Annotated in this window: 27 protein-coding genes; 26 read left to right on the top strand and 1 reads right to left on the bottom strand. The window is 47.1% G+C overall.

The features are described 5' to 3' along the window. Positions 1-180: 180 nt before the first annotated feature. From upp to AC58QM_RS33615, 12 genes are all read left to right on the top strand, one after another. Complete coding sequence (gene upp / locus AC58QM_RS33670) at positions 181-810, top strand: uracil phosphoribosyltransferase (protein ID WP_310501120.1); 630 nt, start codon at positions 181-183, stop codon at positions 808-810. Between the two features lie 111 nt (positions 811-921). After that, positions 922-2,058, top strand: a complete 1,137-nt coding sequence (gene wecB / locus AC58QM_RS33665; protein ID WP_497289089.1) for a non-hydrolyzing UDP-N-acetylglucosamine 2-epimerase — start codon at positions 922-924, stop codon at positions 2,056-2,058. Between the two features lie 223 nt (positions 2,059-2,281). Continuing rightward, positions 2,282-2,503, top strand: a complete 222-nt coding sequence (locus AC58QM_RS33660) for an AtpZ/AtpI family protein (protein WP_497289088.1) — start codon at positions 2,282-2,284, stop codon at positions 2,501-2,503. Next, positions 2,500-2,883 carry an ATP synthase subunit I gene (locus tag AC58QM_RS33655; RefSeq protein WP_497289087.1) on the top strand — a complete coding sequence of 128 codons (384 nt, stop codon included), beginning with the start codon at positions 2,500-2,502 and terminating at the stop codon, positions 2,881-2,883. The genes AC58QM_RS33660 and AC58QM_RS33655 overlap by 4 nt, the downstream gene beginning before the upstream one ends. Before the next feature lie 37 nt (positions 2,884-2,920). After that, positions 2,921-3,628 (top strand): F0F1 ATP synthase subunit A, encoded by a 708-nt coding sequence (gene atpB / locus AC58QM_RS33650; RefSeq protein ID WP_310501116.1) that lies wholly within the window; start codon positions 2,921-2,923, stop codon positions 3,626-3,628. Between the two features lie 79 nt (positions 3,629-3,707). After that, positions 3,708-3,932, top strand: a complete 225-nt coding sequence (gene atpE / locus AC58QM_RS33645) for a F0F1 ATP synthase subunit C (RefSeq protein ID WP_028556930.1) — start codon at positions 3,708-3,710, stop codon at positions 3,930-3,932. Positions 3,933-4,010: 78 nt separating this feature from the next. After that, positions 4,011-4,496, top strand: coding sequence for a F0F1 ATP synthase subunit B (atpF, locus tag AC58QM_RS33640; RefSeq protein WP_056611682.1), 486 nt, complete (start codon positions 4,011-4,013; stop codon positions 4,494-4,496). After that, on the top strand, positions 4,493-5,026 hold the full coding sequence (locus tag AC58QM_RS33635; protein WP_056611679.1) for a F0F1 ATP synthase subunit delta: 534 nt from the start codon (positions 4,493-4,495) through the stop codon (positions 5,024-5,026). Before atpF ends, AC58QM_RS33635 begins: the two co-directional genes overlap by 4 nt. 32 nt (positions 5,027-5,058) lie before the next feature. After that, the gene (atpA, locus tag AC58QM_RS33630) at positions 5,059-6,573 is read left to right on the top strand and encodes a F0F1 ATP synthase subunit alpha (RefSeq protein WP_056611676.1); all 1,515 of its coding nucleotides are present in this window, start codon (positions 5,059-5,061) and stop codon (positions 6,571-6,573) included. Positions 6,574-6,698: 125 nt separating this feature from the next. After that, a complete protein-coding gene (gene atpG, locus AC58QM_RS33625; RefSeq protein WP_497289086.1) occupies positions 6,699-7,556 on the top strand; it encodes an ATP synthase F1 subunit gamma in 858 nt (285 codons plus the stop codon). A 48-nt stretch (positions 7,557-7,604) separates the two neighbouring features. Then, positions 7,605-9,002 (top strand): F0F1 ATP synthase subunit beta, encoded by a 1,398-nt coding sequence (gene atpD, locus AC58QM_RS33620; protein WP_497289085.1) that lies wholly within the window; start codon positions 7,605-7,607, stop codon positions 9,000-9,002. A gap of 46 nt (positions 9,003-9,048) precedes the next feature. Then, a complete protein-coding gene (locus tag AC58QM_RS33615; RefSeq protein ID WP_497289084.1) occupies positions 9,049-9,453 on the top strand; it encodes a F0F1 ATP synthase subunit epsilon in 405 nt (134 codons plus the stop codon). Between the two features lie 106 nt (positions 9,454-9,559). Here AC58QM_RS33615 and AC58QM_RS33610 read toward each other — a convergent pair whose 3' ends face one another. Next, positions 9,560-9,724, bottom strand: coding sequence for a hypothetical protein (locus AC58QM_RS33610; RefSeq protein WP_497289083.1), 165 nt, complete (start codon positions 9,722-9,724; stop codon positions 9,560-9,562). A 221-nt stretch (positions 9,725-9,945) separates the two neighbouring features. Here AC58QM_RS33610 and AC58QM_RS33605 point away from each other — a divergent pair, with 221 nt between their 5' ends. The 14 genes from AC58QM_RS33605 to murA all read left to right on the top strand — a co-directional run bounded on the left by AC58QM_RS33605 (position 9,946) and on the right by murA (position 24,943). Beyond that, entirely contained in the window at positions 9,946-10,311 is a 366-nt protein-coding gene (locus tag AC58QM_RS33605; RefSeq protein WP_497289119.1) for an NADH-quinone oxidoreductase subunit A, read from the top strand. Further along, positions 10,296-10,814, top strand: coding sequence for a NuoB/complex I 20 kDa subunit family protein (locus AC58QM_RS33600; RefSeq protein WP_497289082.1), 519 nt, complete (start codon positions 10,296-10,298; stop codon positions 10,812-10,814). The genes AC58QM_RS33605 and AC58QM_RS33600 overlap by 16 nt, the downstream gene beginning before the upstream one ends. Then, a complete protein-coding gene (locus AC58QM_RS33595) occupies positions 10,811-11,704 on the top strand; it encodes an NADH-quinone oxidoreductase subunit C (RefSeq protein WP_497289081.1) in 894 nt (297 codons plus the stop codon). Before AC58QM_RS33600 ends, AC58QM_RS33595 begins: the two co-directional genes overlap by 4 nt. A gap of 3 nt (positions 11,705-11,707) precedes the next feature. Next, entirely contained in the window at positions 11,708-12,808 is a 1,101-nt protein-coding gene (locus tag AC58QM_RS33590) for an NADH-quinone oxidoreductase subunit D (RefSeq protein ID WP_497289080.1), read from the top strand. Next, positions 12,808-13,812 carry an NADH-quinone oxidoreductase subunit NuoH gene (gene nuoH / locus AC58QM_RS33585; RefSeq protein WP_497289079.1) on the top strand — a complete coding sequence of 335 codons (1,005 nt, stop codon included), beginning with the start codon at positions 12,808-12,810 and terminating at the stop codon, positions 13,810-13,812. The genes AC58QM_RS33590 and nuoH overlap by 1 nt, the downstream gene beginning before the upstream one ends. Positions 13,813-13,869: 57 nt before the next feature. Further along, complete coding sequence (nuoI, locus tag AC58QM_RS33580) at positions 13,870-14,322, top strand: NADH-quinone oxidoreductase subunit NuoI (RefSeq protein WP_056611658.1); 453 nt, start codon at positions 13,870-13,872, stop codon at positions 14,320-14,322. Beyond that, complete coding sequence (locus tag AC58QM_RS33575; RefSeq protein WP_497289078.1) at positions 14,315-14,845, top strand: NADH-quinone oxidoreductase subunit J; 531 nt, start codon at positions 14,315-14,317, stop codon at positions 14,843-14,845. Before nuoI ends, AC58QM_RS33575 begins: the two co-directional genes overlap by 8 nt. 2 nt (positions 14,846-14,847) lie before the next feature. Next, on the top strand, positions 14,848-15,159 hold the full coding sequence (nuoK, locus tag AC58QM_RS33570; RefSeq protein WP_497289077.1) for an NADH-quinone oxidoreductase subunit NuoK: 312 nt from the start codon (positions 14,848-14,850) through the stop codon (positions 15,157-15,159). Between the two features lie 15 nt (positions 15,160-15,174). After that, complete coding sequence (nuoL, locus tag AC58QM_RS33565) at positions 15,175-17,097, top strand: NADH-quinone oxidoreductase subunit L (RefSeq protein WP_497289076.1); 1,923 nt, start codon at positions 15,175-15,177, stop codon at positions 17,095-17,097. Next, on the top strand, positions 17,087-18,709 hold the full coding sequence (locus AC58QM_RS33560) for a complex I subunit 4 family protein (protein ID WP_497289075.1): 1,623 nt from the start codon (positions 17,087-17,089) through the stop codon (positions 18,707-18,709). Before nuoL ends, AC58QM_RS33560 begins: the two co-directional genes overlap by 11 nt. 37 nt (positions 18,710-18,746) lie before the next feature. Next, complete coding sequence (locus AC58QM_RS33555; RefSeq protein ID WP_497289118.1) at positions 18,747-20,225, top strand: NADH-quinone oxidoreductase subunit N; 1,479 nt, start codon at positions 18,747-18,749, stop codon at positions 20,223-20,225. 388 nt (positions 20,226-20,613) lie between these two features. Then, entirely contained in the window at positions 20,614-23,145 is a 2,532-nt protein-coding gene (locus tag AC58QM_RS33550; protein ID WP_497289074.1) for a S8 family serine peptidase, read from the top strand. Positions 23,146-23,164: 19 nt separating this feature from the next. Beyond that, the gene (locus tag AC58QM_RS33545; protein ID WP_497289073.1) at positions 23,165-23,425 is read left to right on the top strand and encodes a DUF1146 domain-containing protein; all 261 of its coding nucleotides are present in this window, start codon (positions 23,165-23,167) and stop codon (positions 23,423-23,425) included. Between the two features lie 198 nt (positions 23,426-23,623). Further along, positions 23,624-24,943 carry a UDP-N-acetylglucosamine 1-carboxyvinyltransferase gene (gene murA, locus AC58QM_RS33540; RefSeq protein ID WP_310501160.1) on the top strand — a complete coding sequence of 440 codons (1,320 nt, stop codon included), beginning with the start codon at positions 23,624-23,626 and terminating at the stop codon, positions 24,941-24,943. Positions 24,944-25,243: the final 300 nt, after the last annotated feature.

Raw genomic sequence — 25,243 nt, 5'->3', positions numbered from 1 at the left:
TACACCCTCGTCAGTGTGCATTCTCCGATTGGAGAGTGCGGCTTATGAGGGTTTTTTGCCATGATTTTATAACCAAAGCAAAACCGTGCATATTGTTGGTTCTATAGCAGATAAGTTGGATAACATATGATATAATGGACGAGGTTTGCCTGACCTACAAGCTTAATTTAGGAGGAATTTATGGGTAAAGTACATATTTGCGATCATCCGCTTATCCAGCATAAGCTTACTTATATTCGGGATGAGAACACGACAACGAAGGATTTTAGAGCGCTTGTCGATGAAGTTGCTACATTAATGGTTTATGAAATTACAAGAGATCTTCCGCTGCAGCAAGTGCAAGTAAAAACGCCGGTCACAACAGCAGATTGCCACGTGATCTCGGGTAGAATGTTGGGGTTGATCCCTATTTTGCGAGCGGGTTTAGGTATGGTTGACGGTGTGTTAAAGCTGATGCCAGCTGCCAAAGTTGGACATGTTGGCCTCTATCGCGATCCGGATACACTTCAGCCCGTGGAATACTATGTGAAGCTGCCTACGGATGTATTGGAGCGGGATTTATTAGTTATCGATCCAATGCTGGCTACAGGCGGATCTGCCAACGCAGCGATTGAAGTGCTGAAACGTAGAGGCTGTACACGTATCAAGCTCATGTGTCTCATTGCTGCACCTGAGGGCGTAGCTTCCGTTCAAAAAGAACATCCAGACGTTGATATTTACGTCGCAGCTGTTGATGATCATTTGAATGATCATGGCTATATCGTGCCAGGTCTCGGGGATGCAGGGGATCGTCTGTACGGCACTGATTAATTTTTTGAACAAAAGTAAAGCTTACGAAGTCAGTTTTCCTGTAAGAAAACTTAAGCTCATGCTTACGAGCTTAGTTTTCTTTAACAGAAACGTTAAGGGGAGAAGAAACCGATGAAACGTCTAAAAGTGATTACGATCTTCGGAACAAGACCTGAAGCTATCAAAATGGCTCCGCTCATTCTCGAGTTGGAGAAGCATCCTGAGCAGATTGAGTCTCTGGTATGCGTAACTGCACAGCATCGTCAGATGTTAGACCAAGTGCTTGATATTTTTAAAATCACACCTGACTTTGACCTTAATGTAATGAAAGATCGCCAAACATTGAACGAGATTACCATGCGTGTGCTGCAAGGACTAGAGCCTGTGTTTAAAGAGGCGAAGCCGGATCTCATTCTTGTTCATGGGGATACACTAACAACGTTCCTGGCTAGCTATGCGGCATTTATGCAACAGATACAAGTAGGACACGTGGAAGCGGGTCTACGGACGTGGAACAAATTGTCGCCATATCCAGAGGAAATGAATCGTCAATTAACGGGCGTTCTTGCAGACCTTCATTTTGCGCCTACACAGCAATCTGCAGATAACCTGCGCAAAGAAAATAAATCAGAGTCCCAGATCTATGTGACCGGGAATACGGCTATTGATGTATTTAAGTACACGGTGCAGGAGAAATTCGAGCATCCAGTTCTTGAATGGGCCGAAGGTCGCAAGCTGATCTTGATGACAGCGCATCGTCGTGAGGCTCAGGGCGAGCCGCATCGTCAAATATTCCGTGCTGTGAAACGTATCGCTGATGAGTTTGAGGACATTGCAATCGTTTACCCGGTTCATCCGAATCCGGTGGTTCTCGAACCTGCCCATGAAATTTTAGGCAATCATCCACGCATCAAATTGATCGATCCGCTTGACGTTTTCGAACTGCATAACTTCTATCCGTATACGTATATGATTCTGACGGACTCTGGCGGCCTTCAAGAAGAGGCGCCGACCTTTGGTGTACCAGCTCTCGTTCTTCGTGATACGACAGAGCGTCCAGAGGGTATCCAAGCGGGCACATTAGAGCTGGTTGGCACGGATGAAGAAGTGGTCTATACGCGCGCTAAGGCGTTGCTAACAGATGCAGATCAGTACAATAAAATGAGCCAAGCTGCGAACCCTTACGGAGACGGAAAAGCGTCTGAACGCATAGTTCAAGCGATTCTTCATCACTTCGGTAGGACGACTGAACGCCCGGAATCTTTCTAACCGTGACAAAATCATGACAAACGCTACAGCGTACAGTTGAACTGTTCGGTTTAAAAAAGCGCAAACCCTAGAGCCGCAAGGCTCTAAGGAGTTTTGTGAGATGTGACAAATGAAGTTCCGTCAATTGACAAAGTTAGCATGGCTTCGATACAATGAATGAGGATTCGTAGGAGATGAGCTACGAGACGCGTTTTCCCATGTGGAAAACACCCAGGAGGGTGCAATGAAACGGTCAAATTCCAATGATAATCCTTGGCGGGCAGTAGCGTTAACTAGTGCAATTGGCATAGACCTTGTCGTATGTTTGGCAGCCGGATATTTCTTCGGTGATTGGTTGAGTGGTGTACTAGGTGGACAGATCTGGTTGTTAGTCGGATTTTTACTTGGGCTTGTAACCGGCATCATGAGCATTTACTTGATGATTAAGCGGTACGGAGGGCTATGATGGACGACTTTTCAGCCACTCTGAAAACGGTTCAAAACGTATTTCTTTTCTTTTTATCCTTTTGTTTGGCTGCATGGGCGCTTCTTGTCGATTACCGGGTTTACGTTGCAGGGATAATGCTTGGAGCATGTGCGAGTATGATCAATGCGAGGTTCTTAGCTTGGAAGATTAACAAGCTGGCAGCAGCTGCGATAGAGCAGTCAGGGCGCAAGGTAACCCTTGGCTTCTTGACAAGGGCAGCAATCGCTGGGTTTGTTGGGTTGATTGCCGTCAGGTATCCCGAACATGTTGCATTAACCACGACGATTGTTGGATACTTTTTTGCTCAATTGGCAACACTCGTATTGGGTATTCTTTCTATTAAGAAGTCTAAGAAGTAATTCCACGATGTAACTTCAACGGATGAAAGGGGTGAAAATGGAAAATATGGAACATCACGCGCCAATATATAATTGGTTTGGTATTGATTTCGATGCATCAGCACTATTGATGATCGGGATTACCACAGTTATCGTGCTAATTCTCGCAATTGCAGGAGCGAGCCGAGCATCCGTAACAAATCCTTCGAAACTTCAAAACTTCATGGAATGGACGATTGAATTCGTAGAAGGCATTATTGGAAGCACGATCGGTTCCAAGCATGGCAAAGGATTTATCGCACTTGGTCTTACGCTCATTATGTATATCTTTATCGGCAACATGCTCGGCCTTCCTTTCTCAATCGTGACGGAAGATCATGTATCTTGGTGGAAATCACCAACAGCTGATATCGCAGTTACAGGAGCACTAACAGTCGTTGTTATCGTACTAAGTCACTACTTAGGGATTACTCGTAACACGAAACATTACTTCGCGCATTACTTTGAGTTCAAAGGGGCAATGTTGATCCTTCATTTAATTGAAGTTGTATCTAAGCCGCTTACGCTTGCGTTCCGTCTTTACGGTAACATTTATGCAGGTGAAATCATGATATCTGTCATTATTGGAGCAGGTTGGTTTGGAATTGCGCCTCTCTTCGTATGGCAGGGCTTCAGTGTGTTCGTAGGTGCGATTCAAGCCTTCGTATTCACGATGCTGACCATGGTTTATATCTCACAAACATTGATTCATGAAGAAAAGCACTAAGCATTAGACTTACCTCGGGAAGTCTCGAGTCACTTATAAAACAACAAAAAACCTAAGAGTTTAAGGGAGGATTTTATCAATGGGAGCAATAGCATTAGTAGCAGCAGGTATCGTATTCGGTTTGGGAGCACTAGGTGCAGGTATTGGTAACGGTTTGATCGTAGGTCGTGCTTTGGAAGGTATTTCTCGTCAACCAGAACTTCGTGGTACGCTTCAAACAACAATGTTTATCGGGGTAGGTCTAGTTGAGGCAATGCCGGTCGTTGCATTGGTTCTTGCGTTCATCTTTATGGGAAAAGCTTAAGAAACCGCTTGGCGTTGATGGCCGAAGTCGCCACCACGCCTTCGTTTTGCCCATGTTATCAGAAGGGAGTGACGTTACTTGCATATTGAATGGTCCACATTTTGGATACAACTTGTCGCGTTTTTAATTTTATATTTGTTGCTTTCTAAATTTGCGTTCGGTCCTCTGTTCGGCATGATGGAGAAACGCAGACAATTGGTGAAAGATCAAATTCAAACAGCTGAAACTAGCCGTAAACAGGCAGAGCAACTGTTGGAGGAACAAAAGCAAGCGCTGCAACAAACTCGTAAGGAAGCTTACGACATCATTGAGCAAGCGAAGCACACAGGCTCCAAGCAAGCGGATGATATTATTCATGCAGCTAGTGCAGAAGCAAACCGTCTGAAAGACGAAGCGCTTAAAGATATCGAAAATGAGAAGAACAAAGCGGTTGCCGCTCTTCGCAGCCAAGTTGGTGCGATGTCCGTTCTGATCGCATCCAAAATTATTGAGAAACAAATCGACGAAAAGTCACAAGAAGAACTTGTTGAGCATTACCTCAAAGAGGTAGGAGGCAACGTATGAGTGACATCGTCGTAGCGAAGCGTTATGCCAAAGCTTTATTCGAAGTAGCGAAGGAAAAGAATATTATTTCCCAAGTTGAAGATGAGCTTAAATCTGTAGCTAGTGCGATTAGGGATAATGCAGACTTGCAGAAGTTCCTGAACCATCCGAACATCGGGAATACCGCGAAAACGGACCTGCTGAAGCAGATTTTCGAAGGCAAAGTTTCCGAACCGGTGTGGAACACGCTGCTTGTCTTGATTGATAAAGGTAGACAGTCCATTGTTTCTGCTTTGGCGAACGATTATGCCAAAGTTGCGAATGAAGCGCTTGGTCAAGCGAGTGCGACTGTATACTCTGCATACGTACTTTCGGATGCACAACAAGCTGAGATAGCTTCACATTTCAGTAAAGTAACTGGTAAAACGATCCGTGTTTCGTCTGTGGTTGAGCCTAAGCTGCTCGGCGGCATTCAAGTGCGTATCGGTGATCGTTTATATGATGGAAGCTTGGCAGGCAAACTTGATCGTTTGGCCAAAGCGTTAGTTTAATATAACCACTGTAAGAATAGGGGTGAAGTTCGTTGAGTATCAAACCTGAAGAAATCAGCTCATTGATTAAACAACAGATCGAAAACTATAATTCCGATATCCAAGTAGTTGATGTAGGTACAGTCATTCAAGTAGGTGACGGTATTGCTCGTGCTCACGGCTTGGAAAACGTTATGGCAGGCGAGCTGCTTGAGTTCCCGAGCGGCGTACTAGGCTATGCTTTTAACCTTGAGGAAAGCAACGTAGGTATCGTTATTCTTGGACCTTACCGTGATATTCGTGAAGGAGACCAAGTTAAACGTACAGGCCGTATCATGGAGGTTCCAGTTGGTGAAGAACTTCTAGGTCGTGTAGTTAACTCCTTGGGTCAACCTGTCGATGGCAGAGGTCCAATCAACACAACAGCATTCCGCCCTGTAGAGAACATGGCTCCAGGCGTAATGGCTCGTAAATCCGTACATGAACCAATGCAAACAGGTATTAAAGCGATTGACGCTATGGTACCAGTTGGCCGTGGTCAACGTGAGTTGATTATTGGTGACCGTCAAACAGGTAAAACGGCGATTGCGATCGACGCAATCATCAACCAAAAAGGCAATGGCGTTAAATGTATCTACGTTGCAATTGGTCAAAAACAATCCACAGTTGTAGGTGTTGTTGAAACCCTTCGTGCTGCTGGTGCGCTTGACTACACAATCGTAGTAACAGCTTCCGCTTCCGAGCCTTCACCTATGCTATGGTTAGCTCCATACTCCGGTTGTGCTATGGCTGAGTACTTCATGTACAAAGGCGAGCACGTTCTTATCGTATACGATGACTTGTCCAAACAAGCTGCCGCATATCGTGAGTTGTCCCTCTTGCTTCGTCGTCCACCAGGTCGTGAAGCTTATCCAGGGGACGTATTCTACTTGCACTCCCGTTTGCTAGAGCGTGCTGCGAAATTGAACGATGAGCTTGGCGGCGGTTCCATTACGGCGCTTCCATTCATCGAGACACAAGCAGGCGACATCTCAGCTTACATTCCAACGAACGTAATTTCCATCACAGATGGTCAAATCTTCTTGGAATCCGATTTGTTCTACTCCGGTCAGCGTCCAGCGGTTAACGTTGGTAACTCTGTATCCCGTGTAGGGGGCTCCGCTCAAACGAAAGCGATGAAAAAAGTTGCGGGTACACTTCGTGTAGACTTGGCACAATATCGTGAGCTTGCTGCGTTTGCCGCATTCGGATCCGATTTGGATAGAGCGACTAAAGCTCGTTTGGATCGTGGGGTTCGTACGCTTGAAATCTTGAAACAAGGCGTTCACCAACCAATGTCTTTGGAGAAGCAAGTTGCTTCCCTTTACACGGTTGTCAAAGGTCATGTGGATGATATTCCAGTTCAAGACGTAACGCGTTTCGAAGCACAATTCTTGGCTTTCTTGGAATCTAACCGTCCTGAAGTTCTGAATAGCATTCGTGATACGAAAGATATTACTGCGGATAACGATAAAGCATTGGTTGATGCAATCAATACATTTAAAAAGAGCTTTGCTGTTTCTGAATAAATCATGAAGGCAGGGCTTCATGTCAAGTGAAGCTCTTGCTACCATGTGAATCCTGGGCAGGCGGACGCCTGAATTCAGGTCTTCGAATGAAGGCTTTTTAAGCCTCAAAAGAGAGGTGAGCAGGTATGGCAAAAGGAATGCGCGAGATTAAGCGCCAAATTAAATCCACACAAAGCACGAAGCAAATCACGAGAGCAATGGAAATGGTTGCAGCAGCTAACTTACGTAGAGCACAGCAATCAGCGGAAGCGGCACGTCCGTACTCCGAGAAGTTGAAAGAAGTGGTTGCAAGCATTGCAGCTGGCACCAAAGGCGTGAAGCACCCGATGCTACAATCACGTGAAGTGAAGAAAACAGCCTATTTGGTTATTACTTCCGACCGTGGTCTCGCTGGTGGTTACAATGCCAACGTGTTGCGTAAAGCAATGACTGAAATTCGTGGAAATCATAAATCTACAGCTGAGTACTCCGTCTTCGTAATCGGACGTAAAGGAAGCAATTTCTTCTCGAAACGAAATATTCCGATTGTTGAAGAAGTAACCGGTGTTCCGGATACGCCGAAATTCGCGGATATTAAGCCTGTTGCAACTGCAGCGGTTGCTAATTTCGTTAACGGTACGTATGACCAACTGTTCTTGATTTACAACAAGTTCCAAAATGCGATTAGCCAAATTCCTACCATGATTCGTCTGCTTCCGATGGAAGATGTATCCGGCGTGGCTGCAGCTAGCTATGAGTATGAGCCGTCACCGGAAGGCGTTCTGGAAGTGCTGCTCCCTAAATATGCTGAGACGCTTATTTACACGGCTGTTCTGGAAGGTAAAGCAAGTGAGTTTGGCGCGAGAATGACAGCGATGAACTCAGCAACGAAGAATGCAACGAAGATGATCAACAGCTACACATTAGCTTATAACCGTGCACGTCAAGCTTCGATTACGCAAGAAATTTCGGAGATCGTCGCTGGTGCTAACGCGAACGCATAATGATAAACGGTCTCTAGAGAGACACAAGCTTTACTTAGGAGGGAAACCATGAGCAAAGGGCGCGTTGTGAATATTACAGGGCCTGTCGTCGACATTGAGTTCGAGCGCGGACAACTCCCTGAAATTCTGAATGCAATCAAGATTGAAAAAACCGAGGGTGGACAACAGTCTACTATGACGGTTGAAACGGCTGTTCACCTTGGTGACAACCTCGTACGTTGCGTAGCAATGTCCTCGACTGATGGACTTGTTCGTGGCGCTGTAGCAACAGATACTGGCGCAGCAATCACTGTACCGGTAGGTGCAGCAACACTTGGTCGTGTATTTAACGTATTGGGTGATCCGATTGACGGTAACGAAACAGTTGATCGTACGCTAACTAGCCCAATCCACAAAGAAGCACCTGCTTTCGACAATTTGTCGACAAAAGCAGAGATTCTTGAGACAGGTATTAAAGTTATTGATTTGATGGCCCCTTACGTTAAGGGTGGTAAAATCGGTCTCTTCGGTGGTGCCGGTGTAGGTAAAACGGTAACCTTGCAAGAGTTGATCCATAACATTGCGCAAAACCACGGCGGTATCTCCGTATTTGCGGGTGTTGGAGAGCGTACTCGTGAAGGTAATGACCTTTACCACGAGATGAAAGATTCCGGCGTTCTTGAGAAAACAGCGATGGTATTTGGTCAAATGAATGAGCCTCCAGGCGCACGTCTTCGCGTAGCTTTGTCTGGTTTGACAATGGCTGAGTATTTCCGTGACGAAGAAGGAAGAGACGTTCTTCTTTTAATCGACAACATCTTCCGTTTCACACAAGCAGGTTCCGAGGTTTCGGCTTTGTTAGGCCGTATGCCTTCCGCGGTAGGTTACCAACCAACTCTGGCAACAGAGATGGGTCAACTACAAGAGCGTATTACCTCCACGAAAAAAGGTTCCGTTACTTCCATTCAAGCAATTTACGTTCCTGCCGATGACTATACGGATCCGGCTCCAGCAACGGCATTTGCTCACTTGGATGCAACAACGAACTTGGAGCGTAGTATCGCGGCTGCAGGTATTTTCCCTGCGGTAGATCCGCTTGCTTCATCATCCCGTGTTCTTACACCAGAAACAGTTGGCGAAGAGCATTACAAAGTAGCACAAGGTGTTAAACAAATTCTTCAACGTTACAAAGAGCTTCTGGATATCATCGCGATTTTGGGTATGGATGAGTTGTCTGATGAGGACAAATTGGTCGTTACTCGTGCGCGTCGTCTTCGTCTGTTCTTGTCTCAGCCGCTTCACGTTGCTGAGCCGTTCAACGGATTCCCAGGCTTGTATGTACCATTGAAAGATACTGTGCGCAGCTTCAAAGAAGTTCTTGAAGGCAAGCACGACAATCTTCCTGAAGTTGCTTTCCACAACGTGGGCACAATCGAGGATGCAATCGCAAAAGCTAAAACGCTGTAAGGTGCATTTGCATACTCGCTAAGTTAGCTTAGGAAGGAGAATCCAAGTGAGTACATTCCTACTGGAAATTGTAACACCGGAGCGCAAAGTGTACGCTGAACAAGTGGACATGGTTAGCGTGAAGGGTACTGAAGGGGAGCTTGGAATTCTGCCGAATCACATTCCATTGGTCACTCCACTTAGAATTGCACCGATTACTGTGAAGAAAGCGGGCTCCAAAGACGGAGTCATCGCAGTGAACGGCGGATTCATGGAAGTGCGCAAGGATAAGGTGGTTATTTTGGCGGAAAGCGCCGAGCTGCCTGAACAAATTGATATCGATCGTGCGAGAGCAGCGAAAGAGCGTGCGGAGAAACGTCTTGCAGAAACAAAGCAAGATAACGTAGATTTCAAACGAGCTGAAGCTTCTTTACAAAGAGCAGTGAATCGTATCGATGTGTCCGGGAAATAAATAAATGGCGGGGGAACTTCGGTTCTTCCGCTTTTTTGCGCTTATTTGGCGAAGAAAAAAGCTGCCCCTCTCGGAGGAGAGGAACAGCTCGTTGATGGTTTCCTTGTTAAGCGTGATGCCAGACTGTGGATTCCCCTGTTTTCGGGCAAGGAGGGAACGTTTGGCCTGCTGTTAGTTCAATGCTTTGCCCGTCGGCATCGCGATAGCGACCTGTCTCGGTAACTTTGTCATGGGTTCTGTGTTGGTGATTAGCATTTGAAGCATTTGCCATAGGAATCAGTCCTTTCGAGAATAGTAATTGGGCATGTAGCCAGGGCCTTTTTGCCCAATGAATAGTATTACCCACTTATGTGAAATGCTAATCTTATCGATAAAAAGAATTAGTGTCGACGCCTAAACCCCTTTTTGTTATACTAATTAAGGTGATTATTACCAAAACTACTTATAGGGTAAAGAACGCAAATAAGAAATGGAGGCGGTTACATTCACATGATGTATACAAATAACTATGTAATCGTAGCGATTTTCCTTGGGTTAGGCATTTTTCTCCCCATTGCAGCGCTGACGATTGGCAAATGGTTAAGACCGAGTAAACCCATCGATGAGAAGTACACGACGTATGAGAGTGGTAATGAGCCTGTAGGTGAGGGACAAATCCGGTTTAACATTCGTTATTATTTGTTTGCTTTGATGTTTGTTATCTTTGATGTGGAGACCGTATTCCTCTATCCGTGGGCTGTGGCTTTTAATCAGCTCGGGCTGTTTGCTTTAATAGAAATGTGTATTTTTGTAGCCTTGCTTGCCATAGGATTAATATACGCTTGGAAGAAGAAGGTGCTGCAATGGACTTCAATTTAGAGTCAATCTCCCCCGAGGATCGGGAAGAAATAAATCGCAATGTATTTATGACAACACTTGAGCAGGTGAAAGCTTGGGCTCGCAGTAATTCGCTTTGGCCATTAACCTTTGGATTGGCTTGTTGCGCAATCGAAATGATGGGAACTGGCGCATCTCACTATGATTTAGACAGATTCGGAGTCATGTTCCGTACGTCTCCTAGGCAATCAGATGTCATGATTGTAGCAGGGACAGTTACGAAGAAAATGGCTCCTTTGCTGCGCCGTCTTTACGAGCAAATGCCTGAACCCAAGTGGGTAATCGCGATGGGCTCCTGCGCAACAGCAGGAGGGCCTTATGTGAAGTCGTATTCAGTTGTCAAAGGTGTGGACCAGGTTGTGCCTGTGGATGTGTATATTCCAGGTTGTCCACCGAATCCGGCAGCCCTCATTTATGGGATCAACAAGCTTCAGGAAAAGATTCGCTATGAGGCGAAAACTGGGAAGCAGGTGATCAACCGATGAGCGAGGAGAAAAAGCCGGAAGAAACGGCAGTTGCGACTCCTCCTCTTGGTGAGGATGGGAAAGAGGAAGGCAGTGTAGAGAGCACAGCCGAAACGAAAGTGGAAGCTGGTGCAGAGGGGACCGCTGCGAGTAAACCGGCGGAAGCTAGCGAGCCACCTGCTGGCGCAAGCACGCCAGCAACAGACGCGGCAGCGGAGCGCGCCGCGGCAAGAGCCGCGCGCCTCGCAGCGCGCGCGGCCACAGAGGCGGGCGAGCCTGCGCCCGCCGGAGCAGCAACGCCAGCGTCCGCAGACGCTGGCAGCGAAGATCAGGCGGCCAAAGCCCAGGCCGCCGCAGAAGCCCGTGCCGCGCGTGCCGCAGCACGCGGAGCCAAGACCGAATCGGCGGAGCCTGCTGCGCCGAAAGAGCCTTCACCGAACCAGCCGCTGCTGGACCGGTTGGTCAACATCCTTAAGGCCGAGGCAGGCGAAGACGCCGTGGTTGATTCATTCATCAACGAGAGGGACGCACATCGCCCTTACGTGATCATTCACAGCTCGCGCTGGCCGCAGGCTGCGCTGACGCTTCGCGATCACGCCGAGCTGCGCTGCGATTACTTGCGTAATCTCTCCGGCGTAGACCAAGAAACGCACCTTGAGGTGGCGTATCATCTGCTTTCCCTCACACATAAGCAAGAATATTGTGTGAAGGTAAAGACAGACCGCGAGCAAGCCAGCATACCTTCGGTAGCTGAAGTTTGGCCGACGGCCAACTGGAACGAGCGCGAAGCCTTTGACCTGTTCGGCATCGATTTCCCTGGCCACCCGAACTTAGTACGGATCATGATGCCTGATGATTGGGTGGGTCATCCACTGCGCAAAGACTACGAACCGCTTGACCCGGAGGTGTAGCACGTGTTACGGACAGAAGAGCTCCTATTAAACGTTGGTCCTCAGCATCCCAGTACGCACGGCGTTTTCCGCGTGATTGTAAAGCTGGATGGTGAAATCATAAGAGAAGCCATACCTGTTATGGGCTACTTACATAGAGGAACAGAGAAATTAGCTGAGAACCTCAGTTATACCCAAATTATCCCGTATACCGACCGAATGGATTACGTTTCGGCGATGACGACGAACTATGTTTTAGTGAATGCTGTTGAGAAAATGATGCAGCTCGAAATACCCGAACGAGCGGAATTTCTTCGCTTAATCGTGATGGAGCTGCAGCGTATCGCGTCTCATCTGGTGTGGTGGGGAACTTATCTCCTAGATATCGGGGCGATGAGTCCATTCTTGTATGCGTTCCGTGATCGAGAAACCATCATCGACCTATTCAATGAATTGTGCGGGGCTCGTTTAACGTACAATTATATGCGCGTAGGCGGCGTGAAGTGGGACGCACCAGAAGGCTGGATTGAGAAAGTACGCAAATTCGTCCCATATATGTATGGCAAACTGGAAGAGTATCACACGCTGGTCACGGGAAATGAGATTTTCCTCTCTCGGATTAAGGGCGTAGGCAGATATGATGCCGATACAGCCATTGCGTATGGCCTTAGCGGAGCCAACCTGCGTTGTACGGGTGTAGATTGGGATATTCGCAAAACGCAGCCCTACAGCCTGTACAGCCGCTTTCAGTTCGATGTGCCTGTGCGTAGCGGCGGAGATTGCTATGATCGTTATTTGATACGTATGGAAGAAATCAAACAGTCCCTTCGCATCTTGGAGCAAGCCTTAGATGTGTTCCCAGAAGGTGGCGAAACAATGGGCAAGGTGCCGAGAGTCATTCGTCCTCCCGAAGGCGAAGTTTACTCAGCAATCGAATCTCCACGTGGGGAAATTGGCTGCTATATTATTTCTCGAGGTAAGCAAGAGCCGTTCCGCTTGAAATTCCGCAGACCGTCCTTCGTGAATCTGCAAATATTGCCCAAGCTGCTGGTCGGGGAGTCGATGACCAATCTCATCACGATTCTGGGCGGTATTGATATTGTCGTTGGGGAGGTGGATGCCTAATGGTCAATCTATTGGAAGAGAGTCTGACCTGGACGAACTTCTTCGTATTCCTATTCTGGGGCATCGTGATGCTGCTGCTTGTACTCGGTTTCGTTACTTATGCGATCTACTTTGAACGTAAAGTTATCGGCTGGATGCAACTGCGGATCGGACCTAACCGGACAGGGCCTTTTGGACTGCTGCAAAGCGTTGCAGATGTCTTCAAGCTTCTTATCAAGGAAGATACGATTCCCAAAAAAGCCGAGCGTGAGCTTTTCATACTCGCACCGATCATTACCTTTATCCCGGCCTTTACGATCATTGCGACCATTCCATTCTCAGATCGGATGTTCAATGCGGACTTAAATGTGGGATTACTCTTTTACGTAGCACTAACAGGGATTTCAACCATCGGGATTATTCTTGGCGGTTGGGCATCCAACAATAAATATGCGTTGCTAGGCGGCATGCGTTCCGGAGCACAGATGATTAGCTATGAAGTTCCGCTAGTTATTTCGGTCGTTGGTGTAATTATGATGACGGGCAGTTTGAATCTGCATACCATCGTTGATCATCAAACAGGCGGCTTCTGGCACTGGAATTTCATTCCGCAAATTCTGGGTTTCATCATCTTCGTCATTGCGGGTGTGTCGGAGCTTAATCGTACGCCGTTCGACTTACCAGAAGCTGAGTCTGAGCTCGTTGCAGGGTATCATGTGGAATACAGCGGTTTCCGCTTCGCCTTTTTCATGCTATCCGAATATGTGTACGTCTTCGTCATTGCTTCCCTGATCTCTCTGATATTCCTAGGTGGATGGCATGCGCCATTCGGGTTCCTTGATTTCATTCCAGGCGTCCTCTGGTTCTTGTTGAAATTCTCAGCGGTTGTGTTCTTCCTCTTCTGGCTACGGGCGACATTGCCACGTGTACGGATTGATCAGTTGATGGGTTTTGGCTGGAAAGTACTGCTGCCACTGGCGCTAGTCAACATGTTGCTGACAGCGATCATCATGACCATCTTTTAAGAATAGTTGCTTTCGAAGTTAGTTTTGCTAACGCAAGACTTGAAGGAGTTGAAACGCATGAAGGGCATTATGAAAGGTTTAGGCTTCACATTCAAGCACTTGACTGAGAAGAAAGTAACGTACGCATACCCTGAGGTTCCGATTAAAATGCCGGATCGCTTTCGTGGTATTCAATATTTTGATCCCGAGAAATGCATTGTGTGCAATCAATGTGCGCGTGTGTGTCCGACGGAGTGTATTACGTTAACTGGAAAAGCGAACCCAGACCCTGAGAAAAAGGGGAAGGTCATTGATACGTATGACATCAACTTCGAAATCTGTATTCTGTGCGATCTGTGCACAGAGGTATGTCCGACAGAAGCGATCGTGATGACGAACAATTTTGAACTCAGCAGCTATAGCCGGGATGATTTGTTTAAGAATATGGAATGGCTGAGCAACAACACCCAAAATATTCGTCAAGAGAACAATTCTGCGATGCCTAAAGGGGGCGCGAAGAAAGATGTTTAATGGACTCGGCGATTTCCTATCCAGCGGTACAAGCTGGGCCTTCTTCATCTTTGCGCTGCTCGCCATCGGCGGGGCGATCTTTATGATCTCTTTTACAAAAGTCGTGCACATGGTTGTGGCAGTAGCCCTAACGTTTATTAGTTTGGCAGGTCTGTACGTTATCCTTGAAGCAGAGTTTGTTGCTTTTGTCCAAGTGTTGATTTATGCAGGTGCCATCTCGATTCTGATGATTTTCGGCATTATGATGACGAAGCATAGACAGGGTGAAGATGAAGGTCCTAAGCGTCCATGGCATGAAGGCTTGGCGATTCTCGGCGCGGTCGGATTGTTCGGAGTTTTGTTCTATGCGATTCAGAAGTCAACCTTCGTTTCCTCAGGAGCGCTGGATGCTGGTAAGGATAATACGCTCGAAATCGGAAAACTGCTCTATAACGTGCATGTGATACCTTTCGAAATCATGTCCGTGCTGCTGACGGTAGCGTTCATCGGTGCCATCATAGTCGCGAAGAGAGAGGAGGATTAGCCTTGGGTAACTTAATTACTCCTTATCTGACATTGGCGGCGATCCTATTCTGCATTGGACTGTACGGTGCACTCACGAAGAAAAACGGGGTCATCGTCTTGCTCTCCATCGAGCTCATGCTCAATGCGGTGAACTTGAATTTGATTGCCTTCTCCAAACTAGGGGATCATCCAGCCTTAACGGGGCAAATTTTCTCCCTCTTTAACATTACGATTGCAGCTGCTGAGGCCGCTGTGGGCATTGCGATATTAATCGCAATTTACCGAAATAAAGGTACAGTTGAAGTTACGGATTTGGATTCTATGAAGCGCTAGGAGGCTAACAAGGCTATGGTATCGGACTATTCACAGTACGCCTGGCTCATTCCATTGTTTCCGTTGCTAGCTTTTCTAGTGCTTACGGCAATGGGACGTCAACTGAAGGATTTAGGGATTTACATTAGCATTTTTGCGATGTTGCTTTCTTTTATCGTGGCTTTGCTCATTTTTGTAGAACGGATAGGCGGCAATGTTGAGGATTTCACGTGGGATAAAATGAACTGGCTGCAGGTGGGCGATTTCACGCTGAAAATGGGGTTTGAGGTCACCAATCTAAACTCCCTGATGCTCGTTATCGTTACGCTCGTTTCCCTGCTGGTGAACATTTATTCGAAGGGCTACATGAAAGGCGACGAGCGCATTCACGTGTTTTTTGGTTATATTGCGCTGTTCTCCTTCTCCATGCTAGGTCTTGTAATTTCTGAAAATATGCTGGAGCTGTACATCTTCTGGGAGCTAGTAGGGGTATGTTCCTTCTTGCTCGTCGGATTCTGGTACTTCAAGCCAGAGGCGAAGGCTGCCGCCAAAAAGGCATTCATCGTCACTCGTATCGGGGATGTGGGCTTATTCATCGCGATCCTGTTGTTGTATTTATACATGCCAGGACATGCGCTTGATTTCACTTCCATACATAATGCTTTCACAACGGGCAAAATCGACCCTACGATCGTCACATGGATCGCTGTCCTAATTTTCATCGGGGCGATGGGGAAATCCGGTCAATTCCCGCTGCACACGTGGTTACCTGATGCGATGGAAGGACCAACGCCGATTTCAGCGCTGATCCACGCCGCAACGATGGTTGCAGCTGGGGTATACCTTGTGGCACGGACGTTTGATATTTTCCATGCCTCGCCGGATGCGTTAATGGTCGTTGCTTATGTGGGCGGGTTCACCGCTATTTTCGCAGCGACAATCGGCATTGCGCAGAACGATATTAAACGGATTCTCGCTTACTCGACCGTGAGTCAACTCGGCTACATGATGATGGCGCTGGGGATTGGCGTTTCCATTACGTCGGGGATGTTCCACTTGTTTACACACGCTTTCTTCAAAGCGCTGCTCTTCTTGGGCGCCGGTAGTGTGATTCATGCGGTTCATACGCAAAACATTAATGAAATGGGCGGATTATCCCGCAAAATGAAAATTACGACCTGGACTTTTGCGATCGGAACGCTGGCTTTGGCTGGTATCTTCCCATTCGCAGGCTTCTGGTCGAAGGATATGATTCTAACGGAAGCGTACGAGCATAATCAGCTTCTGTTCTGGGTTGGCGTGATTGCAGCGTTCTTCACGGCTTTCTACATGTCCCGCTTGTTCTTCCTCGTGTTTATGGGGGCATCAAGAGCGAAAGATCATGCTTCGGCGGATCACAATGATCACGGGCATGACCATGCACATGAGCCGCATGAATCTCCGGCATCGATGACAACTCCGCTTATCGTGCTAGCTGTGCTAGCTGTCGTTGCAGGCTTCGCGAACACGCCATTCAACGAGTGGCTTGGTCATTGGCTGACTGGGCAGGAGCATGAGGAGACGGCCAATTGGATGGTTATTATTTTGTCTACATTGGCTGGATTGTTAGGAATTGGACTGGGTTATCTCATGTATCTCAAACGTACCATCCCTCGGGACATTGTTTCGAGCAAAATGCCATGGTTGTACACATTGCTAAATCGCAAATATTTCATCGATGAAATCTATGAGGCTATTGTTGTCAAACCGCTTCGCGGTCTAGGCTTCATCTTGGAATTGATCGATATTTACGTCATTGACGGGATTGTACGTTTGGTTGCTTTCACCGTAGTTAGTCTTGGACGCCTAGGTTCCCGACTTCAAAATGGTCAACTGCAGTCCTACGGGGTCATCATGCTACTAGGGATGCTGATTCTGGCACTTGCCATTGCAGGAAGGAGGTTCATACATGCCGGCTAACTTACCCATTCTTAGTATGATTGCCTTCTCACCTCTGCTCGGTGTTCTCGTCCTGCTCTTCCTTCGGGGAGATCGGGGGCGTTTGATCAAAACAGTGGGTATCGTCACGACATTTATTCCGCTTATTTTGGCTGCGTGGCTCTACGTGGACTATAACTATCAGGGAGATCCGATTCAGTACAAAGAACAGCTCGATTGGATCAAAGTCCCATTAAACCACGAGGGTATTCAGCAAATTACACAATTCTTCTTCGAGTTTAAATATTCGTTGGCGGTCGATGGCATTTCGTTGCCACTCGTCTTTCTAACGGCGTTAATCTCGTCCATGGCCGCTCTAGCGTCCGTTTATATCAAGAAACGTTGGAAAACGTATTTCATTCTATTCCTTTTGCTCGAAGTAGGTATGTTCGGTGTATTCATGGCACAGGATCTCTTCTTGTTCTTCCTGTTCTTCGAAATTACACTCGTGCCGATGTTCTTCTTGATCGGAATTTGGGGGTACATGAACCGGGAGCAAGCTGCTAATCGCTTCTTGTTATATAACGGACTTGGCTCAGCTATCATGCTGATAGCCTTCCTGATCCTGGTTACGACAGCCGGATTTAGTCAAGATCCTTCGCAGACTGAAGCTATCATTTACTACAGCGGCGACATCCATACCATTGCACATAATTTGCTGCAAGATCCTGCCGCTTATGTTAATCAGGTCGACACGCCATTCTTTATGAGTCAAGCAATGAAATGGACCGTGTTTATCATGCTATTGGTCGCATTCGGGATCAAATTGCCGATCTTCCCGTTCCATACGTGGATGTTGAAAGTACATACAGAGGCTCCGCCTGCTGTTGTTATGATTCACTCCGGGATTTTGCTCAAAATGGGGGCCTACGGCCTTATCCGTTTCGGGATTCTGTTCTTCCCGGCGGAAGCCCAGCAATGGGCGTGGGTGCTCGCGCTCCTCGGTGTCATTAACATCGTGTACGGTGCGCTTCTCGCGATGGTTCAAAAGGATTTCAAACTCGTATTAGCCTACTCGAGTATTAGTCACATGGGCATCGTCCTGCTGGGAATTGCCGCTTTCAATATCGCAGGTCTGCAAGGTGCCGTGTTCCAACTGATCTCACACGGATTGATTTCAGCCCTGATGTTCTTGCTCGTCGGCAGCATCTACGAGCGAACCGAAACTACGCAGCTCGATCGCTTGGGCGGTCTCGCTAAGAATATCCCTTTCATCAGCGGCATTCTGCTGATTGCAGGGATGGCCTCGCTCGGATTGCCAGGCTTATCCGGCTTTATCAGTGAGTTCCTCGCGTTCGTCGGACTCTTTGAAACACACCGGGTGTACGCGATTGTCGGTACACTGGGGATTATCTTCGCAGCGGTTTACGTGCTGCGCGGGGTACTGAACATCACGTTCGGCCCTCAGCAGCCGAGCTTACTGCAACAAGGGATGCGCGATGCGCGTCTCATCGAGGCTGTGCCGATGATTACCTTGGTCGCGTTCATTCTCTTGTTGGGCGTGTACCCAAGCGTGCTAAGTCAGCCGCTTCAACAAACCATTGGCAGCTTGGATCAGTTGATTCATAGCGTAGCCGGGAAGATAGGAGGTTAGTCCAGTGGAACAGATTAGACTCCATGCTGCTGATTTGATGCATCTGCTCCCTGAGCTTGCGCTGATTGCTACCGCGATCATCCTATCTCTCTTGGATTTGGTTCTGCCGAACCGATTCAGCCGTTCAATTATTGGATGGTTAACCTTGGTTGGTCTCGCGATTTCTGCGGTTTTCGTCGTACTGCAGCTGAATCCGGAAGAAGCGATTCAACTCTTAAATCAAAGTTATCGTGTTGACGACTTCTCGAACTTACTTAAATTATGTACGCTTGTCGGTACGGGGTTAATCGTCTTCATGAGCCTAGGCTACGTGAAAGAAGATAGCATCCCACATGTTGGGGAGTATTATTACTTCTACTTACCTGCTGCGTTAGGCGCCATGATTATGTCATCTTCAGGTGATTTAATTACGCTATACGTTGGCCTGGAGCTGCTGAGTATCACTTCTTACATCATGGTTGCCATGAAGAAGAAAGATAACAAATCCAATGAAGGATCGTTCAAGTACTTGGTGATGGGCGGTATCTCGTCCGCAATCATTCTGTATGGTATGTCTTTCCTATACGGAATGGTAGGCTCTGCGAATTTGCAAGAGATTGGCACAGCCCTTCCGACACTAATAGCTTCTTACGAGCCACTACTTTATGTAGCCTTCTTCCTACTACTAGCAGGCTTCGGTTTCAAGATTGCTGCTGCACCTTTCCACAGCTGGGCACCCGATGTGTATGAGGGAGCTCCAACACCAGTTACAGCCTTTCTGGCTGTTGTTTCCAAAGCTGCTGGTTTCGCTATTTTGTTCCGTGTCTTCTATGTCTTGTTCGGGTTCACTGCCTTCGAAGGCAGCCAGCTGCAGTCCGATGTGTTCCTAGCAATATCGGTAATGGCGGCTATTGCGATGGTTGTGGGGAATTTCATTGCACTGAAGCAGACGAATATGAAAAGGCTACTCGCTTACTCGGGGATAGCAAATGCTGGTTATCTGCTCGTTCCGATTGGAACGTACTTTTCGGCCACGCATTATGCTAATTTCTCAGAATTCATTTTCTACTTAATTGCTTATATGTTTATGAACATCGGTGCATTCGCCGTATTGATGATTATTGAACAGGCAGAGGGACATACAGAGGGTAAAGGGTTTGCGGGACTGTACTACCGTGCTCCTTTAACAGCTGTTGCCATGGTGCTGCTCGTATTGTCTTTAGCAGGTATTCCTGTATCTGGCGGATTCTTCGGTAAACTCTACATCATCTTAGGAACGATGCAGACACAGCAATACTGGTTAGGTGCTTTAATGATCGCAACCAGTGTAGTCTCACTCTATTATTATTTCAGCATCGTACGTCAGATGTTCATGCGTAGTGATTATGAGCCGGCGGCAATTCGAGTGTCCGTACCATTAGGCATAACGGTTTGGTTATGTGCTCTAATTAGCGTGGCGCTAGGCGCGGTACCGCATTTGGTGCTGAAAGCTATTGAGAGTATCTTTACGTTGACGAAGGATTTCATCATTATGTAAAATGCGTTAAAAGGATAAGGCTCTTCCTACTCCAAATGTAGGAAGGGCTTTTCTGTTTTTTGCAAGCAAACTTACATCCCCAATCCCCTATTTCCCCGGAAATAAAGGCGTTCAGACAAGACAACCTCCTACAGCGTATTTTAAAAAATATTTCCCGAGATCTGAACTTTTTGCGAAGATAAACCGTTATAGGTATCGAGAAGATGTTTAATATGGTATAGATATATGAGAAAACTTTTATCGAGGCTCCTCGAAGATAAGTGACAGCGTTTAGATGTAAGTTTTAGCGCCGATAAGTAAGCTGCTTTCGGATACCGAAAATGTATACTTTCTTATGTGGTAAGTAAATGACAAATGAGATTCAATTTGGGGTAAAGGACCTGGTGTGATGACATATTTTCGACACGTAGGGCTCGTGTTACTTATGCTGCTCGTTCTAGGATTAACTGGGTTCGCGAGCAAGTTAGAGGCAGCTTATGCACTGTCTTCGGATCCCATGAGAGTGAAGCAAACCTATCTGGATATGATTCGCGTTGACCAAGCGTGGGCGGCAGCAGAAGATGCTCGTACGCCGATCGTAGTCGCTGTAGTCGATACAGGGGTCGACCTTGGACATCCAGATTTAATTGGCAATTTAGTCAATGGTGTGAACTTACTTCAGGCTTCGAAGAAGCCTTTTGATGATAATGGACATGGAACGAACGTAGCCGGCTTAATTGCTGCTGCGATAAATAATGATAAAGGGATTGCGGGTATCGCCCCTAATGCCAAGATTATGCCAATTAAGGCGTTGGAAGCTGATGGAACAGGCGGCGAAGCCAAGCTGGGTGAAGGCATTAAATACGCAGTTGATCACGGAGCGAAGATCGTTGTCCTTTCTTTAGGATTGAACAAATACTCGGATTATCTCGCAGGGATTGTCCAATACGCTGAGGATCGTAACGTGTTGCTTGTCGCTGCAGTTGGGAATGAGAGCACGAGTGTCAAGTACCCTGCGGCTTATCCAACCGTGCTTTCTGTTGGTGGTGTTAGTCCCGACAAACAGGCAGATCCACGTTCGAATTACGGTCCAGAGCTTGATATCATGGCGCCATGGGATGTATATACGACTGCTCTAGGCGGGGGTTATCAGTACCAAGATGGCAGCTCGATGGCAGCACCTCAAGTGGCGGCCGCTGCCGCATTGGTCTGGGGCAAATACCCGGCGATGACGGCCTATCAAGTGCGATCACAGATTGAACAAACGGCACAGGATTTGATGACCAAAGGGTGGGACGCTAAGACGGGTTACGGCTTATTGAATATCGAGAAAGCACTGACGGAGCCTTATAAACAAGATCGTTTCGAGCCGAATGATCTAGCCAGCCAGGCCGCTTCGCTGCCTAATCATACATTGGTTAAAGCGAATCTTAGCTCGGGGCAGGATCAGGACTGGTATGTAATTGATGCTGCGTATGACGGGTATATCCAAATTGGTGTGCAGCCGGAAGATGGCGCAGGTATTCGGGTGAATTTTGATTCCGGACAAAGCTTTGTGGCTGGTAATGGCGCTGCGGATGGCAATCAGCCTTTCAAGGTAGCTGTAACGAAAGGTCGTACCTATGTCCAGCTAGAAAATGTGGATCGTGCCCGGAAGACCACACTAAACTATACGTTGCAGACAGATTATGTGATATATACAGATCCTTTTGAAGATAATGATAAGCAATATAAAGCATTTACGCTGCCAGAACGCAGCCAAACCTTGAAGGGGACTTTTCATGACAAAGGAGATCTGGATTGGTTTGCTCTAACACTTGAACACTCCGGTACCATGCGTTTACGGCTATCGACCGATACGGGTCGTATTGATCCGATGCTTCTTTTTCAGAAAGAAGGAGAGAAGGCAACGACGATTGATCAAGCTGGCGATGGTGGCTTAGAGGTTAGTTCCCTGATGGAAGTGCTTCCTGGGCAATATTACATTCGCGTTAGCAACGTGAAGGATTATGCTGGCCCTATTACTGGGGAGTATACGTTAGAGATCGAGTACACGCCGCAATTCATTGACGCGAACGAGCCGAATGACAGATCTTATCAAGCAACGTTTGCTGCGATGAATGCCGGATATGAAGGTGTTTTTAATCGTAATGACGACGTCGATTGGTTCGAATTCCGATTGACTTCCGATAGCTTGGCCCAAGTGAGATTAACGAATATTCCAACTTCACGGACGTTATTTGCGACTTTATATAATAGTTCCCTGAAGGAGCAAGGCACCTACCGCAGTGAGTCAGGTTCAAGTCAGCTCAATTTTGAGAAGCCGCTGCCTGAGGGTACGTATTATATCAAGTTGCAGGCTAATCAGTGGTTCATGAGTCAAATGTATCGCTTGCAGTTGAATAGTTATGGGCTTGTTAGCGGGTATGTTGATATTGCCGGACATTGGGCACAAGATGCGATTAGTCAGCTAACGCAGCAAGGCATGATTAGTGGCTACGGGAATTATCGTTTTGCTCCTAATCAGTCGATTACCAGGGCAGAAGCAGCTACCGTACTGTCTCGTGCTTTGCGCTTAACGAAACGTAAGGATTTACGGTTCAGTGATTTAGCAACATCACATTGGGCTTACGCCGACATAGCCAAAACCGTTCAGGCATCTATCGTAGACGGTTATCCGAATGGTACCTTTGATCCTGACGGCAAATTGACTCGTATGGAAATGACACAGATGCTTGCACGCAGTATGAATATGACAGGGAAACTAAGAGGGAATATCCCTTTTAGCGATGTGAGTGAATCTTACTGGGGTGTGGGTATTCTCAAACAGATGGCGGCGGATGGTTGGATCAGCGGATTTCCCGATGGCACCTTCCACCCGGAAGATCAAGCAACACGGGCTGAATTTGTGACTTTGCTGGCCAAAGTCGTTAATCGGTAAAATCGAAGAGGAGTGACCTATGGGCGAGACGGACAAATGGAGTGAAGTGGCGCAATATGCGTCGTGGATGAATGTAGCTAGTATAACAGTCTATATTCTTTGCATTGGTTTAGCTTGGTGGTCGCTGCAGGCGTTCCGCTTTGATGTTTTGTTGAGAAGGCCCAAAGGCGCACAAGCCATCATGCTGCAAATTTTACTTTCGATCGGACTTGGACAGCTGGTTGCTGGCTTTTTCATTCAGTATTTAGGTCTCTCTATGAGCTTCAGTCAGATGTTTTAATGCGATTTTCCGAATAATGAACAACTTTGTTGTCAACAATGGATAGTAGAACGGAATGAAAATCACATTAGGCTTCGAACTCTATGTAGGGCATCTCTGACTGCCAAAAGAACACAGTTGTATCTATGCGGCTCCAAATGATAAACTTAGGAAATGTGCGAAACCTGTCTTATAAAATAAGTGCGCGGAGGGACCATGATGAGCAAAATTATCGTCCGCGGTGGCCGAAAGCTAGCTGGCAATGTAAAAATCAACGGAGCAAAGAATGCGGTACTGCCGATTATTGCGGCTTCCATTTTGGGGTCGGAAGGTGAAAGCGTCATCCATGATGCGCCTCCCCTTGACGATGTACTAGTCATTAATAAAGTATTACAAAGCTTAGGAATTGAAGTCGAATATAACCGTCAGGTGATTCGAGTAAGAGCTGGGCAGATTAATACCTGTGAAGCTTCCTATGATCTAGTCCGTAAAATGAGAGCCTCTTTCCTCGTTATGGGTCCTTTGTTAGCTAGGTTGGGTCAAGCGAGAATTTCGCTTCCAGGCGGTTGTGCGATTGGCACAAGACCGATTGACCAGCATCTAAAAGGCTTTGAAGCGATGGGTGCCGATATTGAACTGGGTCAAGGCTATATCGAAGCGAAAGTGAAAGGGCGCCTGAAGGGTGCCAAAATTTATTTGGACGTCGCCAGTGTAGGGGCAACCGAGAACATTATGATGGCCGCAACACTTGCGGAGGGTACAACAACGATTGAAAATGCGGCAAAAGAGCCGGAAATTGTTGATTTGGCCAATTATCTGAATGCAATGGGCGCTGTGATCCGCGGTGCGGGAACAGGTGTTATCCGCATTGAGGGTGTAGAGAAGCTTCGCGGCGTCGTACATACGGTGATCCCAGATCGCGTAGAAGCCGGAACGTACATGATTGCTGCTGCTATTACGGGCAGTGAGTTGTACATGGAGGGCGCGATTGGCGACCACCTTCGTCCTGTTATTTCCAAATTGCAGGAAATGGGTGTATCAGTCGAAGAAGATGAGAATGGTATTCGTGTACGGTCTACAGGTCCGCTGCGCGCGGTTGACGTGAAAACGTTACCGTATCCAGGTTTTCCAACTGATATGCAGTCGCAAATGATGGCGCTGCTGATGGTGGCTGACGGAACTAGTCTTGTCACAGAGACAGTGTTCGAGAACCGGTTTATGCACGTGGATGAATTCGCGAATATGAACGCTAATATTAAAGTGGACGGACGGACGGCAATCGTCAGCGGTAACTCGAAACTTCGCGGTGCCAAGGTTTGTGCAACAGACCTGCGTGCAGGCGCAGCGCTTATCCTCGCGGCATTAGCAGCTGAGGGTGAGACGGAGATTACTGGTGTTCACCACATTGATCGTGGATATGTCGACATCACGGACGTTCTGCGTGAACTTGGTGCTGATATTTATCGCTCGGTTCCACAAGAAATTGAGCAAGAAGTTGCGGAGCTTGGATTCTTCAATATCCAGCCAACGCTAGCGTAAGCAATAAGGGACCATCAGGGAATTATCCTGATGGTCTTTTTTTGTTCCGGTTCAACCCCAAGCCTAGCTTCGGCAGGCAACCTATGTGAGAACTCTAAGAGAGCTAACCTCCCCCCTAGTTTAACTGTAAAAACTACAGCTAATTCCACCACCTCTCTCGCATTTAGTAAACTAACTGGATTTCTGCATCTAGAATAAAAAGTGGACGTCTCTTAGTGTAGAAGTAATAATAATCTTAACTATGAACTAAGAGGTGTTTGTCCATGAGCGATTCAAGACAACGATATAATGAAACTTTTA

The organism is Paenibacillus sp. J22P165 (genome assembly GCF_059692015.1).
The sequence above is the reverse complement of the archived record's forward strand: the minus strand, read 5'-3'. Positions and strand labels throughout refer to the sequence as shown.